This is a genomic window from Streptomyces sp. NPDC043870, assembly GCF_056435785.1.
This window is the reverse complement of record NZ_JBWKDT010000033.1, coordinates 11,359-25,136: the sequence shown is the minus strand read 5'-3', so window position 1 is coordinate 25,136 and position 13,778 is coordinate 11,359. Positions and strand designations below refer to the sequence as shown.

Sequence of the window (13,778 nt, the reverse complement as noted above, 5' to 3'; positions counted from 1 at the left end):
GGGCCCCCGGCGCCGGCGTTCCGCTTCGGTCGGGTGAGGCCGTGTCGCGAGCCGGCGTGCGGCTCGACCGGGAAGGCCGCTTGTGATCGCTGCCGGTGGCCGGATCGGGGTGAACCCCCGCCGACTGGGGGGGTCTTGAACCGACGATCGGCCGATGCGTCAGGACGTCGGCATCGTTCATGATCAAGGCATCGGAACACGTCGGTGAAGACCGTGATGAAGTGGGGGGATCCGTGCGCTTGGGACGCAGTGCCTTCGCGCCAGTCGAGCTCGGAACAGTCCCGGAGGTGAATCGGCTGCTCGCCGGCCTCGGGCTGGGCGAGCTCCGGTCCGGGGATGTGGAGTCGCTCTTCGGGCGCAACGAGAACTGGGCGGGCACGACTTCGGCCGGAGTCGGCGTGTTCGTGAAGCACGTCGCGGCGGACGGCGGGACCGAGGACGCGCTGAACCGTATCCGTCGCTCCCGGACGTTCGCCTCGCTGATCGGGCAGGCCGGACACGCGGATCTGATGACTCCGGAGCTCATCGGATACGACGAGGACGCGCGGGTTCTGGTGCACGCCCTGGTCGAGGAAGGCCGGACCCTGTCCGAGCTGGCCGCAGGCGACGAACTCGACGGTGAGCTGGCCGGCCGGGCCGGACGTGCCACCGGCGCCCTGCACAGCCTCACCACCGAGGGCGCGACACCGCCGCCGGACGACTCCGCTTTTCCGTTCCCGAACCTCGAACTGATCCGCGCCCTGCCTTTGCAGGGGTTCATGGGCCTGACGTTCGCGGAGGTGACGCTCTGGAACATCCTGCAGGGGGACGCGCCTCTCGGTGAGGCTCTGGCCGCTCTGCGGCGGACCGAGCGGGACGCACCGAAGGTGCCCGCCCACTGCGACCTGAGGCTCGATCAGTTCCTCCTCGCCGACGACGGGTTGTACCTCACCGACGGTGAGGAGTTCCGGCTCGCCGACGGAGCCCGGGACGTGGGGGCGATCGCCGGCGAGTGGCTGTACCGCGCCGTCACCGGCATGACCGGCCGCAGCATGGAGGATGGCGGCAGCGCGCTGGGCGCCGAGCCGAGCCATGCGGAGATCGTCTCCCGTGGCGTACGCGAGATCGACCGGATACGCCCCCTCATCGCCGACTTCTGGGCCGGCTACCGCGCCAACCGCCCGGGCGGCGATCCGGAGCTCGCGGTACGCGCCACCGCCTACGCCGGCTGGCACATGATCGACCGGGCCATGGCCACGGCCATGCGGGGCAGCAGGCTGCCCGCCGTCTCCCGCGCGGCCATGGGGATCGGCCGCAACGCACTGATGGCCCCGGAGCGGTACGTCTCGACGCTGGGTCTGGAGGAGAAGGCATGAGCATCGCCGCCGACACGAACCCGGGCGCCGCGACCGTGGACGTCCTCGACGCCCGACTGGCGCACGCGCTCGAAGGCATCCACATCGCGCCGGACGGTCTCTCCGCCCGTATCGGGGCGCGAAGCGTCGAGGCCGAGACCGCGCCGGCCCTGCGGGAACGGCTCGCGGTACTGATCTACGAATGCCTGCACGCCGGACGCCCCGAGATCGAGGGCGGAATGCCCCGCACGCTGCGCGACGCGGACCTCGACCAGCGGTTGACGGCGGCCACTCCGCACACGACGACGACCTACCGGGCCCGTCTGCTCGGACACGAGGGCGGCGGGCCGGTCGTGGAGCTCGAGGGCGTACGGGTACGGCTTCCGGAAGAGGCGTGCACGGCCGTCGAGCCGCATGACGCGACCGTCGTCGATGTGACGATCCCGGCCGCTCGGCCGGCGCTGTCGCCCGGGTTCTTCCTCGCCGACGGCTCGTCCGGGCGGCCGGCCGGCAAGAACCTCCTGCGGCTGTACGTCCACATCACGGATGTCGCGTACGCCCCCGATGTATGGAACACCGTGCTGACCGCGCTGGAAGGAACCGGCGTCGCCTACCGGGCGAAGGTCAGCTCCTCGCCCTTGCTGTATCCCCGGCGGGACGCCTTGGTCGTCTACCTGGGCACCGAGGCCCTGCACGCCGTCGACGCGGTCCGCGCGGCGGTGAGCTCCGCCGACGGCCTCGGCGGCGACACCTCCCCGTTCACGTACGAACTGGCTCCCGGTCTCAGCGCAGCCTGGGAGCCCGCGGGCACCCGCCCCGGTCAGTCCGCCATGAGCTTCGGTGAGCACCGTGCGGCCGCCGTCGCCGAGGGACTGCTCGGGCATGTCCTCGCACCCGCTCACCGCTCCGCAGCCGAGGCCGTCGCCGCGGCGATGACGGAATCCGGCGCCGATCCACGACAGCCGGCCCGCAACATCGGCTCTCCCGCGTTCCCGGCCTTCGAAGGGGTGTGAGTCATGGCCCGTCCCCCCGCGCTCCCTTCCGAGGAGAAGGCAAGGATCGTCATCTCCGTCCTGTCCAAGGACCGGACCGTCGCCGAAGCGGCCCGAGAGGCCCAGGTCTCCGAGCAGTCCATCGCGAACTGGCGCCGGCAGTTCCTCGAAGGCGGCAGTTCGGCGATGGCCGGCAAGGCGATCGGCCACACCGCTTCCCACCGTGAGGAACTCCTCCGCGAGGAAGTGCGAAAGCTCAAGCAAGCGCTGGGCGAAGCGTATGTGGAACTGATGACGTGGCGAAGAACGGGGGACTACCGGCGGGTCCCTTCCCGGACCTCGAGGTAGTTCGGAGCGAAACAGGAGTCAGCATCTCGAGGTTCTGCCGCATCTTGGGCATTCCCCGCCGTACATACACCCGAAGACTCCAGAAGCACAGAGCACAGGACAACGCACAGAAGGGAGAGACCGATTCGGAATCCGCCTGAGGTGGGTGCACCCGCCATATCCGTCGACGGCCTCACCATGCGGTACGGGAAGAAGGAGATCCTGCGTGGTGTGGACCTCACGGTGAACCATGGTGAGGTACTCGCCCTGCTGGGCCCCAACGGTGCCGGCAAGACGACCACAGTGGAGGTCCTGGAAGGGTTCCGGCGGCGCACCAGCGGCTCGGTCGCCGTCCTCGGCAGAGACCCGGACGACGTGGACGAACAGTGGCGCGGACGGCTGGGCATCGTCCTGCAGACCTGGCGTGACCACGCCCGCTGGCGGGTCGGTGAGCTCCTGCACCACTTCGCCTCGTACTACGAGCGCCCCCGTGATGTGACCGAGGTGCTGGAGGTCCTGCGGCTCGACGAGCAGGCCGGCCAACTGTGCTCGAACCTGTCGGGCGGCCAGCGGCGACGGCTGGACGTCGCCCTGGGGATCATCGGCGACCCGGAGCTGCTGTTCCTCGACGAGCCGACGACGGGTTTCGACCCGGTCGTGCGGCGTGAATTCCACGACCTGGTGGAGCGGTTGAAGACGGACGGCATGACGATGGTGCTCACGACGCACGACCTGCACGAGGCGGAGCGGCTCGCCGATCGCATCGCCATCCTGATCGACGGCCGGATCTCCGCCTTCGGCACGGCGGAGGAGCTCGGCGAGCAGGCGCGCGCCCAGGCCCGGGTGGTCTGGTCGGCGGACGGCGTCCGGCAGGAGCAGCAGACCGACGACCCGTCGCGGCTCGCTTGGGAGTTGCACAACACGTTCGGGGCCCCGGTCCCGGACCTGGAGGTGCACCGGCCCACTCTCGAGGACATCTATCTGCGCATGATCGCGGAGGTGAAGTGATCATGTCTCACGGTTTCACCGTCGGCCTGCGCCGGGGCTCCCTGGAGCTCATGCAGCTGCTGCGAACCCCACGTGAGGTGTTCACCCAGCTCAGCACCCCCCTCATGTTCCTCGTCCTGGGTTCGGTCATGGACGGCGACATCCCCGGAAGCACCGTTCCGATGGCCGAGTTGATGGTCGCCGGCGGTGTCACGACGATGGTCGTGCAGGCCGGGCTGCTGACCCTGACACAGACCCTGGCCGTGGAGCGCGAGGACGGCACGCTCCTGCGGATGAAGACGCTGCCCGGAGGCATCCCCGCCTACCTGGTCGCGAAGACCTTCGTCATGGTGGTGACCGCGCTGGGCGGCGCGGCCCTGATGCTGCTCGCCGGGGTGCTGGTGCTCGGCTCCTCACTGCCGCGCGACCCGGCGCACTGGCTGACCCTGGTGTCGGTCCTGGCGCTCGGACTGGTGGCCCTCGCACCCATAGGCGCGGTGATCGGCGCCCTCCTGCCGAACTCGCGTGAAGCGCTCGGCATGGTGATGCTCCCGCTGCTCGGCCTGCTGATCTTCTCGGGAATCTACTTTCCGGTCACGGTGCTTCCCGAAGTCGCCCAGAACGTCGTGCAGGGATTCCCGCTGAAGTGGATCGCCCAGGGCGTACGGGCCGCGCTCATGCCGGACTCGGCCCTGGCCGCCGAACCGGGGAACAGCTGGGAACTGTCCAAGGTGTATCTCATCGTCGGCGTGTGGGCGGTCATGGGATTCCTGATCGCGCCCCGGATCCTGCACCGGATGACCCGTCGGGAATCCGGCAGCCGACTGAAGAAGAGCGAGACCGCACAGTGAGCAGCGCCCTGAAGCACATTTCCACGATCTTCCCGATCCAGCCCGACACTCTCGATCCGATGGTGGAGTTCGGCACGTTCGCGCGCGACCTGGGAGTGCGCCGGATCTGGCTGGGCCAGTCCATGCGCATCGAGACGCACCAGGCACTGGCCGCCTTCGCCGCCCGGGTGCCCGGCGTGTCCCTGGGCACCAGCGTCGCACTCACGATGCTGCGGCACCCGTACCAGGCCGCGGTCGAGGCCCGTTCGATCAGTGCGCTGTCGGGCGCCCCGTACGTCGCCGGCTTCGGGCCGGGCGCACGGAACTTCCAGGCCAGCCTCATGGGGGAGCCGTACAAGCGCCCCCTGGGAATGATCGCCGAGTACGCCACCCTGGTGCGCAAACTGCTCGACAGCGAGGTGCTCTCCCACCGGGGCGAGTACTTCACGGCCACCACGGGGCTGCTGCATGTGCCGGCCCCCGCCGCCGAGGTGGGTCTGGGCGTGCTGCGCCCCGGCATGGCCCGGACCGTGGGTGAGGTCGCCGATGTCGCCATCACCTGGCTGACGCCCCACTGGTACATCGCCGAGCAGTTGATCCCGGCTATCGAGGAAGGCGTACGGCGGGCCGAGCGCACCGTCACACCGCGCGTGGCGAGCGTCGTGCACTGCGCGGTCGCCCGGCCCGGACGCAATCTGCGCCGCGTCGTGTTCGCGGCGGCCGGACCGCATCTCGGATCCGAGCACTACACCGACATGCTGCGGCGCGCCGGGGTGCAGGCCGATCCCCGGGACCCGCTCAAGGGCGCCGAAGAGCTTCTGCGCACGCAGGTTTTCGCCTCCGGGACGGTGGAGGACATCGCGAAGGTGATCCGCGCACACCGGGAGAGCGGTGTCGACGAGGTGATCATCAACGTCTGCGGCGTGTATCTGACGGAGGGGACGCAGGCCGGCATGCGGGACCTGCGGGAGATCCTCGAGGCGGTCGCGGAGGATGACTGACGCCGGTGCCGCGCCCGAGGGCAAGGGCCTGCCGCCGTTTTACGGCCGACGGCTCCTGTACGTCGTGACGGGTGCGCTCAGTGCGGCACACACACCGTTCTGGGTGAACTGGCTGGGCCTGAGCTACCCGGACCTGGAGGTCCGGGTGGTCCTCACCCGGAGCGCCCGACGGTTCGTCACACAGCAGGCGCTGGCCCCCATCAGCCGCGGAGAGGTGCTGGTCGACGAGTGGCCGCCGGAGGCGACCGTCACCGCCCGGCACGTGGAGCTCGCGGAGTGGGCGGACACGGTCGTGGTGAACCCGGCCACCATGAGCTTCGTCTCGCGGTTCGCCACCGGCCTGGCGGACACCCCCGTCCTGCTGGCTCTCCAGTGCACGCGTGCGCCGGTCGCCGTGGTGCCGTCACTGCCGCCCGGGGCGCTGGACTCGGTGGCGTACGCCAAGCACCGTGAGGCACTCGGGGAGCGCCGCAATGTGGTGGTGGTTCCGCCCGTCATGGGGGTGAGCACCACCACGGGCAGGCACGACGCCGCGCTGAACGCTCCGCTCACGGACGTGATGGCCGCGGTGGAGCGGCTGCGGCAGCACTCGCGGGCCGGCACATGACCCCGGCCGCAGGGACCTCCGATGCGGAGGGCACGGTCGTCGCAGACTTCGGTACCGGCTTCCTGATCACCAGGATCCTTCGGCGCGGGCAGAGTTACGTGTGGACGCGCAGCCCCGGCCCGGACCGCGGCGAGCCCTTCACCGCGGTACCGGAACCGGTCCGTGCGGCCGTCGCCGCGCTGCCCGCCACCGAAGTGACGGTGGAGCTGGGCAGCGGCGGGTGCGAGGAGCGCCGGTATCCGGTGGACACGGCCTTCTCCCTCGGCCATGTGCTCGGCGCCCGGGCGAGCGCACCGGAGCACTGGGCTGCCTTGCCCCGCCTGCTGCACGGGGTCGGTTCCGCGCTCCGTCCGGTGCACGAGGGCGTTCCGGCCGGTCCGGTGGCCGGGCGGGCGGGTGGCGGACGGCGCCTGGGACGCTGGCTGGACCGGCACGGCGGCCCGGGAGGCGCGGACATCCTGTTCGAGCGGGCCGACGGCCGGCTGGGCGGGGTTCGGACGGCCCGCGTCCGGGAGTGGTGCGCCGAGCTGGAGCAGGGCCGGCCGGACGACGTCCTCCTGCTCGGCGGGGTCGGCCTGGGCGCGGTGGTACCGGCGCGCTCGCCGCACGGCGCCGTCCTGATGGCGGGCGAGGAACTGGCGCGCGGGCCCGTCGCCTACGACCTGGGGTGGCCGCTCGGGGAGCTGGCCGAGTTCCGGCTGCTGCACTTCGCCGGCCCCGAACACACGGAGCCCGCGGCGCACTGTGCGTCGGCTGCCCGCGCGTTGCTGCGCGGGTACGGTCCGGGCCTTCCGGACGCGGACGCCGTGGCGCGCGCGGCGGTGCTGCGCGTGTTCACCCACGCACACGACTACGCGGCATACGTCGGCTGGACCGAGCAACTGACCCAATACCTGGATCTCCTCGCCGAATTGATCGACACCCCCGATGCCGCCATGGGGGTCGCCGCGGACGAGGTGTACGAGCTGACCGAGCTGGAGAGAGCATGATCGCGCAGAACGCCCACTACAACGAGAAACTGGCCAGTGTCTACGAGCAGATGTACCCGATCGACTTCGACACCACGGCGGCCGTGGACTTCTTCGACGGGATGCTGAAGCCCGGTGCCAAGGTGCTGGAACTGGGCATCGGCACCGGCCGGATCGCGCTGCCGCTGGCCGAACGGGGCTATGAGGTCCACGGCGTGGACGGCTCCGAGGCGATGCTCGCGCGGCTCAAGGAGAGCGATCCCAAGGGTGCGGTCAACGCCGTACTGGGGGACTTCACGCAGCCGATCGCCGGCATGGACGAGCAGTTCGATCTGGTCACCCTGGTCCTGAACACGTTCTTCGTCGCCGTCTCGCGTGAGGGCCAGATCACATGCCTGCGCAATGCGTGCGAACGGCTGGCGCCCGGCGGGCGGTTCGTCCTGGAAGCCTTTGATCCGTCGCCGTACCACGTCATGCAGAAGCCCGACTTCTCCATGCGGTACCTCAACGAGCACGCGGTGATGCTCGATACGCTGACGGTCGACCGTTCGCAACAGCTCATGGTGGCGACGCACACCATCGTTGACGGCGGTCCGCCGCAGACCACTCACCATGTGCTGCGGTACGCCTTCCCGTTCGAGATCGACCTTCTCGCCGAGCTGGCCGGCCTGCGTCTGGTGGAGCGCTGGAGCGGATGGCACCAGCAGCCGTACACGGCCATCAGTCCTCGGCATGTGTCGGTGTATGAGCGGGTAAATTGATGGCGCATCCAGCTGCCATTATTTCGACAGAAAGGGAGCAACGTGATCGAGGGGATCTCCGTAGCCATCGCGGCGGGAGTTACCGGCGCTCTCGGAATTGCCACCGGCGACCGGGCGACGCGTAAGCGGAAGCAGGCGTTCTGGGACCAGTACGGATCCTATGAGGGATTCTGCAGCCAGGTCGACGAGGAGAAGATCCGTGCTGTGCAGCGTTCTCGCGGGGACGTCGCGGCGATAAAGCAGGTCCGGGATGACTACCCGCTCACCTCGCTGCTGATCGCGAAGCGGTACGTCGACGGGCTGTGAGACCGCGGCTGTTTGTCTGAAGGGGTGAGGCCCAAGGCCTCACCCCTTTTCTTTTGCGCCGTGGCATACGCCGGCCGTCGCGATCCAAACTTTGCCCATCGAATTTCTGAGTCACTAATCTTTATTTCTGGCTCGCGCTCTCCCGTGCATGTTAGAAATATTCATGGGCGGAGTTGATCCGCCGAATTGCTCACTCATTGAAGGAGTTGTTCGTGAACACTGCGGACCACCTGATCGCTGGTTACACCGCCTACGCCACCGCCGAGGAGATCGGTGCGGGCCAGATGAACGGGGCGCCGGAGATCAGCCCGGCCACCCTCTCCATCGCCGTCTCCATCACCGAGGGCTCCTACGCCCTCAGCGCCGGCGTGAGCATGAGCGTCGGTGTGACGGTCGGCAAGGGCTGCTGAACCAGTCCCCGGCTCCGGTCCGACGCCGACCTCGTGTCGGTGTCGGACCGGCACCCCATTCGGCAACCTTTCGCGACGCGCAGACTCTCAGGGGGACGGGGAACATGCGGAGACTGACTCTGGGCAACGGCCTTCGTGTGGTGCTCGATCCGCGCCCCATGTCCCCCGCGGTCGGCGTGGCCGTCCATTACGGGGTCGGGTTCCGAAGCGAACCCGAAGGCCGCAGCGGCTTCGCGCACCTCTTCGAGCACATGATGTTCCAGGGCAGCGAGAACGTCGGCCCGAACGAGCACTTCCGCCACGTCCAGGCATCGGGCGGCACGTCCGGCGCCTCGACGCATCACGACTACACCGACTTCTACCAGGTCTGCCCCACCGCGTCGCTGGAGCGCGTGCTGTTCCTGGAAGCGGACCGGATGCATGCTCTGTCCCTCACGGAGAAGCACCTCCGCACACAACTCAATGTCGTCAAGGAAGAGGTGCGGGCCAATGTGACGAACCGCCCGTACGGCGGGTTCCCCTGGACCGTCCTCCCCTCCGTCCTGTACCGGACCTTTCCCAACGCGCACAACGGCTACGGCGACTTCGGCGATCTGGAGAAAGCCGGACTGGACGAGTGCGCCGCTTTCCACCACCGGCACTACGCGCCGGGGAACGCCGTTCTCACCGTTTCCGGAGCGTTCGACGCCCATCGGGCGACGGAAATGATCCAGCGTCACTTCGGCACGGTGCCGGCTCGGCCCGTGGCCTCCGCGCCGGAACTCTGGGAGCCCCCGCCCGTCACGGAACGCCGGGGCACCCACCGTGACGCACACGCCACTCTGCCCGCCGTCGCCATCGGGTACCGCATGCCAGACCCGGTGTCCCAACGCGCCGACTACCTGGCCCACATGGTGCTGTCCGTGCTACTGACGGGGACCGAGACCGCGCGACTGCGGCGCAGGCTCGTCCGTGACGCCGGTCCGGCCTCGTCGGTCCGGTCCGGCTGCGGATTCTTCGGGCCGCTCCAGGCCAAGGATCCCGACACCTTCCAGCTCGTGGTGACCCACGCGCCCGGAGCCGGCCTCGACGACATCCTCGGTGAGGTGGAGCTCGAACTCACCGGGCTTGCCGAGAACGGGCCGGACGAGGCCGAACTGGAGCGCGCGCTGGCCCGTTCCTTCACCGCGGTCGCCCGCAGCTACGACAACCTCCTCGTCAGGACCCGTCACCTCGGCGCGTTCGAGCTGCTCCACGGACGGTCCGAACTGGTCGACGAACTACCGGCACTGCTGGGCGCGGTGGACCCGGATCAGGTCAGCCGGGCCGCGAAGGCCCTGACCTCCGACTCCAGGGCGGTGCTCGCCCTGCTTCCCGATTCCGGACTCCCGTCATGACGAACAACGCCCGGACGGTGAACGCCGGGACCGAGAGGGTGCCGATTCACCACACCCGGACGGTGAACGCCCGGACTCTCCCGGCCCGGACTCTCCCGGCCCGGACTCTCCCCGATCTGGACGGCGACCAGCGCTTCCCGCTGCCGCCGTTCGTGGACACCCGGCTCGCCAACGGTCTGCGGGTGGTCACCGTGCACGCGCCGTCCGTGCCGATGGCGGAGATCCGGCTCTTCATTCCCCTCCACGCGTACGCGACCGACCCCGCCGCGGCCTCGGTACTGGCGGCCGTCTTCGCCCGGAGCACCGCCCGGTACACCGCCGAGCGGCTGGACGACATCGTGGGCCGCTGGGGTGCCACGGTCGAAGCGGGCTGGACGGGGAGCTGGCTCACCGTGAGCTGCTCCGTCCCGGAACGCCACCTGGCACGCCTTGTCTCGCTGCTCGGCGAGCTGGTGACCATGCCCGCCTACCCGGACGCCGTCTGCGACGCCGCCGTACGCCGGGTCGCCCAGCAGGTCCGCGTGATGCGTACACAACCCGCGGCCATCGCACGCGACGCCCTGCAGACCCACTCCTTCCCCGGCCGGGCAGTGGCGTTGCTGCCCGACGAAGCCACGGTGGCCTCCGTCACCGCCACGCAGGTGCACGCCCTGCACAGCGCGGTGGTCAGGCCGGAGCAGGCGTTTCTCGTCATCGTCGGCTCGGCCGACCCGACGGCCGCGGTCGACACCGCCGGCACACTCGCCGCCTGGCGCGCCTCGGCACCCCCTCTTTCCGTCGGCCCTCCGCCGGCCATGACGGGCAGGGGGCTGCGCGCCGTACACCGGGACCGGGGCACACAGGCCCACATCACTCTTGCCGCGCCGGCACCGCCCCGTACCGACGACAGCTTTCCGGCTCTGAGCCTGGGCAATTGTGTCTTCGGTGGCTTCTTCTCGTCCCGGCTGGTGACCAGTCTGCGGGAGGACATGGGGCTCGTGTACCAGATCGAGTCCTCCATCGATGACCTCCTGGGCCGCCAGGTCGTCTTCATCGAGTCGGCCACCGCCACCGAGACGGCATCACGAACGATGAGAGAAATACGCGGCGAATTGCTTCGCCTGGGCGAGGACCCGCCGTCGGCCCAGGAGATCCGTGCGGCGTGTGAATACGTGATCGGCATTACGTGCATAGCTCAGACCTCCCAGTCGGGTCTGGCGTCCACCCTGGCCGGTGTACTCGGACACGGGCTTGCCCCGGAATGGCTGCGGGACTTCCCCGAACGGCTTCGCACCGTGACGCCGGCGCAGGTGGCCGATGTGCTCCATCGGCACTACCGTCCGGCTGCCTTTTCCGGGGTGATCGTGGGTGGGGACGGGGTCGGCGACGATTTCCTGGAAAGCTGGGCATGACCGCGATCCGTGTGCAGAATAGGTGGCCGAGTGAGCGGCAGAGCGTGCTGCTTCGCATTGCGGCCGGATACGGATCCTTGCCCTTGCCTGCGAGTGGCTCCGGTTGCCAAAGAATCAGCGCTCCAGGGTTGAGCCAATAAAATTCTTTTGGGCTCCTCGGCCGCAGTTCAGAGCGTTTTACGGCAAAGAAACGGGCTGGGCGACCGCCCTGTTTCGTGAGAGAAATGTTCCCGTCAGTTCCGAATATTCACGGAGGAATAATGAACACCGCCGACCAGCTGATCTCCGGCTACACCGCCTACACCGACTCCGCGGAGATCGGCGCGGCCGCCTCGGCCGAGGCCCCGGCCATCAGCCCGACCACCACCGTCACGATCGTGTCGGTCGAGAGCGTCCTGGCTTCGGCCGGCGGCGCCGCCACGTTCAGCGCCGGCTACACGCTCGCCAAGGGCTGCTGACCCCTGTCCGGTTCGGGGCGCCTTCCCCCGGGGCGCCCCGAACCGGAGCCACGCCGCACCGACTCGAACCGGAAGGGGTCTCCCGTGCCGACAGGGCGGAAGCCGTCTCAGCGCCATCCTCGACAACTGAGCCTCATCCGCGAGTTGTTGCGTGGCAACATCGCGCAGATCTCCCTCGCGGCCGTGCTGAGCCTGGCCGCGACCGGAGCGACACTTGCGGTGCCCCTGCTGGTGAAGGAGCTCATCGAGGCCCTCACCCGGCGAGAGGGCATCGTCGAATGGCTCGCCTGGATGGTGCCGTTGGCGCTGGCCGGCGCGCTGGCCTCGGCGGCCTCCGGGTACCTTCTCGCGCGCTCGGGCGAGCGGTTCATCCTGCGGCTGCGCGGCCGGGTCATGGAACACACCCTCCGTATGCCCCTGAAGGCCGTCCGTACGGCGGGCGCCGGAAACCTGGTGGCCCGGATCACCTCCGACGCGGTGCTGCTGCGTTCGGTGATCGACGTAGGTGTGGTGCAGGTGCCGGTGGCCGTCGTGACGGCACTCGCGACGATCGCGCTCATGGCGTTCCTGGACTGGGTGCTGGTCCTGTTGACCCTTGCGGTGTTCGCTCTCGCGGGAAGCGTCATCTGGCTGCTGCTGCGCCGGGTCCGCAAGGGGTACGAGTCGATCCAGATAGCCACCGGCGCGCTCGCCCAGCGCTTCACCATGGCGCTCTCCTCGCTGGTGACGATCAAGGCCCACCGGGCCGAGAAGTTCACCAGCGTCTCCCTGACCCGCGACGCCGAGCACATCACCGACGAGATGGTCTCCGCGGCGCGTCTCCAGTCGGCCGTCGTTCCCGTCATGTCGCTCGGGCAGGAGGTCGCTCTCGCCGGAATCGTGATCGCGGGCGGCGCGCGGATCGCGAGCGGTGATCTCAGCCTCTCCGACTTCATCGCCTTCTTGCTCTATCTGCTGCAGCTCGTCACACCGATCACGATCACGGTCATGGGGCTGGGTCGCCTGCAGACGGGTCTCGCGGCGAAGGGCCGGTTCGAGGACCTGCTCAGCGCCCCTGTCGAAGCCGGCGGCTCGTCCGCCGCGTCCGCCGTGACCGCCGTGACCGCCGTGACCGCCGTGACCGCCGCGCCCGCCGTGACCGCCGCGCCCGCCGTGACCGCCGCGCCCGCCGTGACCGCCGCGCCCGCCGTGACCGAGGCCTTCGCCGCCTCCGACGCCTCCGCTTCCTCCGCCTCCGCTTCCTCCGACGCCGCCTCCGCCTCCGCCGCCGTCGACGCCGTGGTGTTCGACCGGGTCTCCTTCAGCCATGACACCGAGCCCGTGCTGCACGAGGTGTCCCTGCGTGTCCCGCGCCGGGGCCTGACTGCCGTGGTGGGTCACTCGGGCGCGGGCAAGTCCACGCTCCTCACCCTGGTCGAACGGTTCGTGGACGTTTCGAGCGGCTCCATCACCGTGCTCGGGCAAGAGGTCCGCGACTGGCCGCTCGACGAACTGCGCTCCCGGATCGGATACGTCGACCAGTCCTTCACCCTGCTGGAGGGGACGATCCGGGAGAACCTCCTGCTGGGCCGCATGGACGAGGATTGCGACGACGACTCGCTGATGGCCGCGCTGACCGGAGTGGGCATGGCCGATGCGGTGCGCGCACTGCCGCACGGGCTCGACACGGTCCTCGGCCGCGATGTCGACGTGTCCGGCGGTCAGCGGCAGCGCATCGCCCTGGCCCGGACCCTGCTCAGCCCCGCCGACGTCATCCTGCTCGATGAACCCACCTCGCAGCTGGACGCGCTCAACGAGCTGCGGCTGCGTGAGGTGATCGACACCCTCGCCCGCGACCGGTCGGTTCTCGTCGTGGCCCACCGTCTGTCGACGGTGATGCACGCGGACCACGTCATCGTGCTGAAGGACGGGACCGTGGCGGGGATGGGCACGCATACCGACCTGATGGACAGCAGCGCCCACTACCGGGATCTGGTCGAGAGCCAGAAGTGGGCGCGTGCGACGGCCGCATGATGCCGTGTCCCGCGTGA

15 protein-coding genes are annotated in these 13,778 nt (G+C 69.5%); all 15 read left to right on the top strand.

Annotation, left to right across the window (positions count from 1 at the left end):
• Positions 1 to 287: 287 nt before the first annotated feature.
• Complete coding sequence (gene lxmK / locus AC0699_RS30200) at positions 288 to 1,355, top strand: class V lanthionine synthetase subunit LxmK (protein ID WP_478666624.1); 1,068 nt, start codon at positions 288 to 290, stop codon at positions 1,353 to 1,355.
• Positions 1,352 to 2,347 carry a T3SS effector HopA1 family protein gene (locus AC0699_RS30195; RefSeq protein ID WP_478666620.1) on the top strand — a complete coding sequence of 332 codons (996 nt, stop codon included), beginning with the start codon at positions 1,352 to 1,354 and terminating at the stop codon, positions 2,345 to 2,347. The genes lxmK and AC0699_RS30195 overlap by 4 nt, the downstream gene beginning before the upstream one ends.
• Positions 2,348 to 2,350: 3 nt before the next feature.
• A complete protein-coding gene (locus AC0699_RS30190) occupies positions 2,351 to 2,674 on the top strand; it encodes a transposase (RefSeq protein ID WP_478666616.1) in 324 nt (107 codons plus the stop codon).
• A gap of 177 nt (positions 2,675 to 2,851) precedes the next feature.
• A complete protein-coding gene (locus AC0699_RS30185) occupies positions 2,852 to 3,661 on the top strand; it encodes an ABC transporter ATP-binding protein (protein ID WP_478666751.1) in 810 nt (269 codons plus the stop codon).
• Positions 3,662 to 3,663: 2 nt separating this feature from the next.
• Entirely contained in the window at positions 3,664 to 4,491 is an 828-nt protein-coding gene (locus AC0699_RS30180; protein WP_478666612.1) for an ABC transporter permease, read from the top strand.
• Entirely contained in the window at positions 4,488 to 5,471 is a 984-nt protein-coding gene (locus AC0699_RS30175) for an LLM class flavin-dependent oxidoreductase (protein ID WP_478666609.1), read from the top strand. The genes AC0699_RS30180 and AC0699_RS30175 overlap by 4 nt, the downstream gene beginning before the upstream one ends.
• Positions 5,464 to 6,078 carry a flavoprotein gene (locus AC0699_RS30170; RefSeq protein ID WP_478666607.1) on the top strand — a complete coding sequence of 205 codons (615 nt, stop codon included), beginning with the start codon at positions 5,464 to 5,466 and terminating at the stop codon, positions 6,076 to 6,078. Before AC0699_RS30175 ends, AC0699_RS30170 begins: the two co-directional genes overlap by 8 nt.
• Positions 6,075 to 7,067 carry a hypothetical protein gene (locus tag AC0699_RS30165; RefSeq protein ID WP_478666604.1) on the top strand — a complete coding sequence of 331 codons (993 nt, stop codon included), beginning with the start codon at positions 6,075 to 6,077 and terminating at the stop codon, positions 7,065 to 7,067. The genes AC0699_RS30170 and AC0699_RS30165 overlap by 4 nt, the downstream gene beginning before the upstream one ends.
• Positions 7,064 to 7,807 carry a class I SAM-dependent methyltransferase gene (locus AC0699_RS30160; RefSeq protein WP_478666602.1) on the top strand — a complete coding sequence of 248 codons (744 nt, stop codon included), beginning with the start codon at positions 7,064 to 7,066 and terminating at the stop codon, positions 7,805 to 7,807. The genes AC0699_RS30165 and AC0699_RS30160 overlap by 4 nt, the downstream gene beginning before the upstream one ends.
• Positions 7,808 to 7,849: 42 nt before the next feature.
• On the top strand, positions 7,850 to 8,113 hold the full coding sequence (locus AC0699_RS30155; protein ID WP_478666599.1) for a hypothetical protein: 264 nt from the start codon (positions 7,850 to 7,852) through the stop codon (positions 8,111 to 8,113).
• Positions 8,114 to 8,325: 212 nt separating this feature from the next.
• Complete coding sequence (locus AC0699_RS30150) at positions 8,326 to 8,523, top strand: LxmA leader domain family RiPP (protein ID WP_478666597.1); 198 nt, start codon at positions 8,326 to 8,328, stop codon at positions 8,521 to 8,523.
• A gap of 104 nt (positions 8,524 to 8,627) precedes the next feature.
• Positions 8,628 to 9,899 carry a M16 family metallopeptidase gene (locus AC0699_RS30145; protein ID WP_478666592.1) on the top strand — a complete coding sequence of 424 codons (1,272 nt, stop codon included), beginning with the start codon at positions 8,628 to 8,630 and terminating at the stop codon, positions 9,897 to 9,899.
• Positions 9,896 to 11,290 carry a M16 family metallopeptidase gene (locus AC0699_RS30140; RefSeq protein ID WP_478666588.1) on the top strand — a complete coding sequence of 465 codons (1,395 nt, stop codon included), beginning with the start codon at positions 9,896 to 9,898 and terminating at the stop codon, positions 11,288 to 11,290. The genes AC0699_RS30145 and AC0699_RS30140 overlap by 4 nt, the downstream gene beginning before the upstream one ends.
• 260 nt (positions 11,291 to 11,550) lie before the next feature.
• Entirely contained in the window at positions 11,551 to 11,748 is a 198-nt protein-coding gene (locus tag AC0699_RS30135) for an LxmA leader domain family RiPP (RefSeq protein WP_478666584.1), read from the top strand.
• 84 nt (positions 11,749 to 11,832) lie between these two features.
• A complete protein-coding gene (locus AC0699_RS30130; protein ID WP_478666581.1) occupies positions 11,833 to 13,761 on the top strand; it encodes an ABC transporter ATP-binding protein in 1,929 nt (642 codons plus the stop codon).
• The last annotated feature ends 17 nt before the right edge of the window (positions 13,762 to 13,778 follow it).

Coding starts and splice junctions, on each gene's coding strand:
- AC0699_RS30135 (WP_478666584.1), top strand. CDS start 11,551: ATGAACACCGCCGACCAGCTGATCTCCGGCTACACCGCCTACACCGAC.
- AC0699_RS30180 (WP_478666612.1), top strand. CDS start 3,664: ATGTCTCACGGTTTCACCGTCGGCCTGCGCCGGGGCTCCCTGGAGCTC.
- AC0699_RS30185 (WP_478666751.1), top strand. CDS start 2,852: ATGCGGTACGGGAAGAAGGAGATCCTGCGTGGTGTGGACCTCACGGTG.
- AC0699_RS30170 (WP_478666607.1), top strand. CDS start 5,464: ATGACTGACGCCGGTGCCGCGCCCGAGGGCAAGGGCCTGCCGCCGTTT.
- AC0699_RS30145 (WP_478666592.1), top strand. CDS start 8,628: ATGCGGAGACTGACTCTGGGCAACGGCCTTCGTGTGGTGCTCGATCCG.
- AC0699_RS30165 (WP_478666604.1), top strand. CDS start 6,075: ATGACCCCGGCCGCAGGGACCTCCGATGCGGAGGGCACGGTCGTCGCA.
- AC0699_RS30160 (WP_478666602.1), top strand. CDS start 7,064: ATGATCGCGCAGAACGCCCACTACAACGAGAAACTGGCCAGTGTCTAC.
- AC0699_RS30140 (WP_478666588.1), top strand. CDS start 9,896: ATGACGAACAACGCCCGGACGGTGAACGCCGGGACCGAGAGGGTGCCG.
- AC0699_RS30190 (WP_478666616.1), top strand. CDS start 2,351: ATGGCCCGTCCCCCCGCGCTCCCTTCCGAGGAGAAGGCAAGGATCGTC.
- AC0699_RS30195 (WP_478666620.1), top strand. CDS start 1,352: ATGAGCATCGCCGCCGACACGAACCCGGGCGCCGCGACCGTGGACGTC.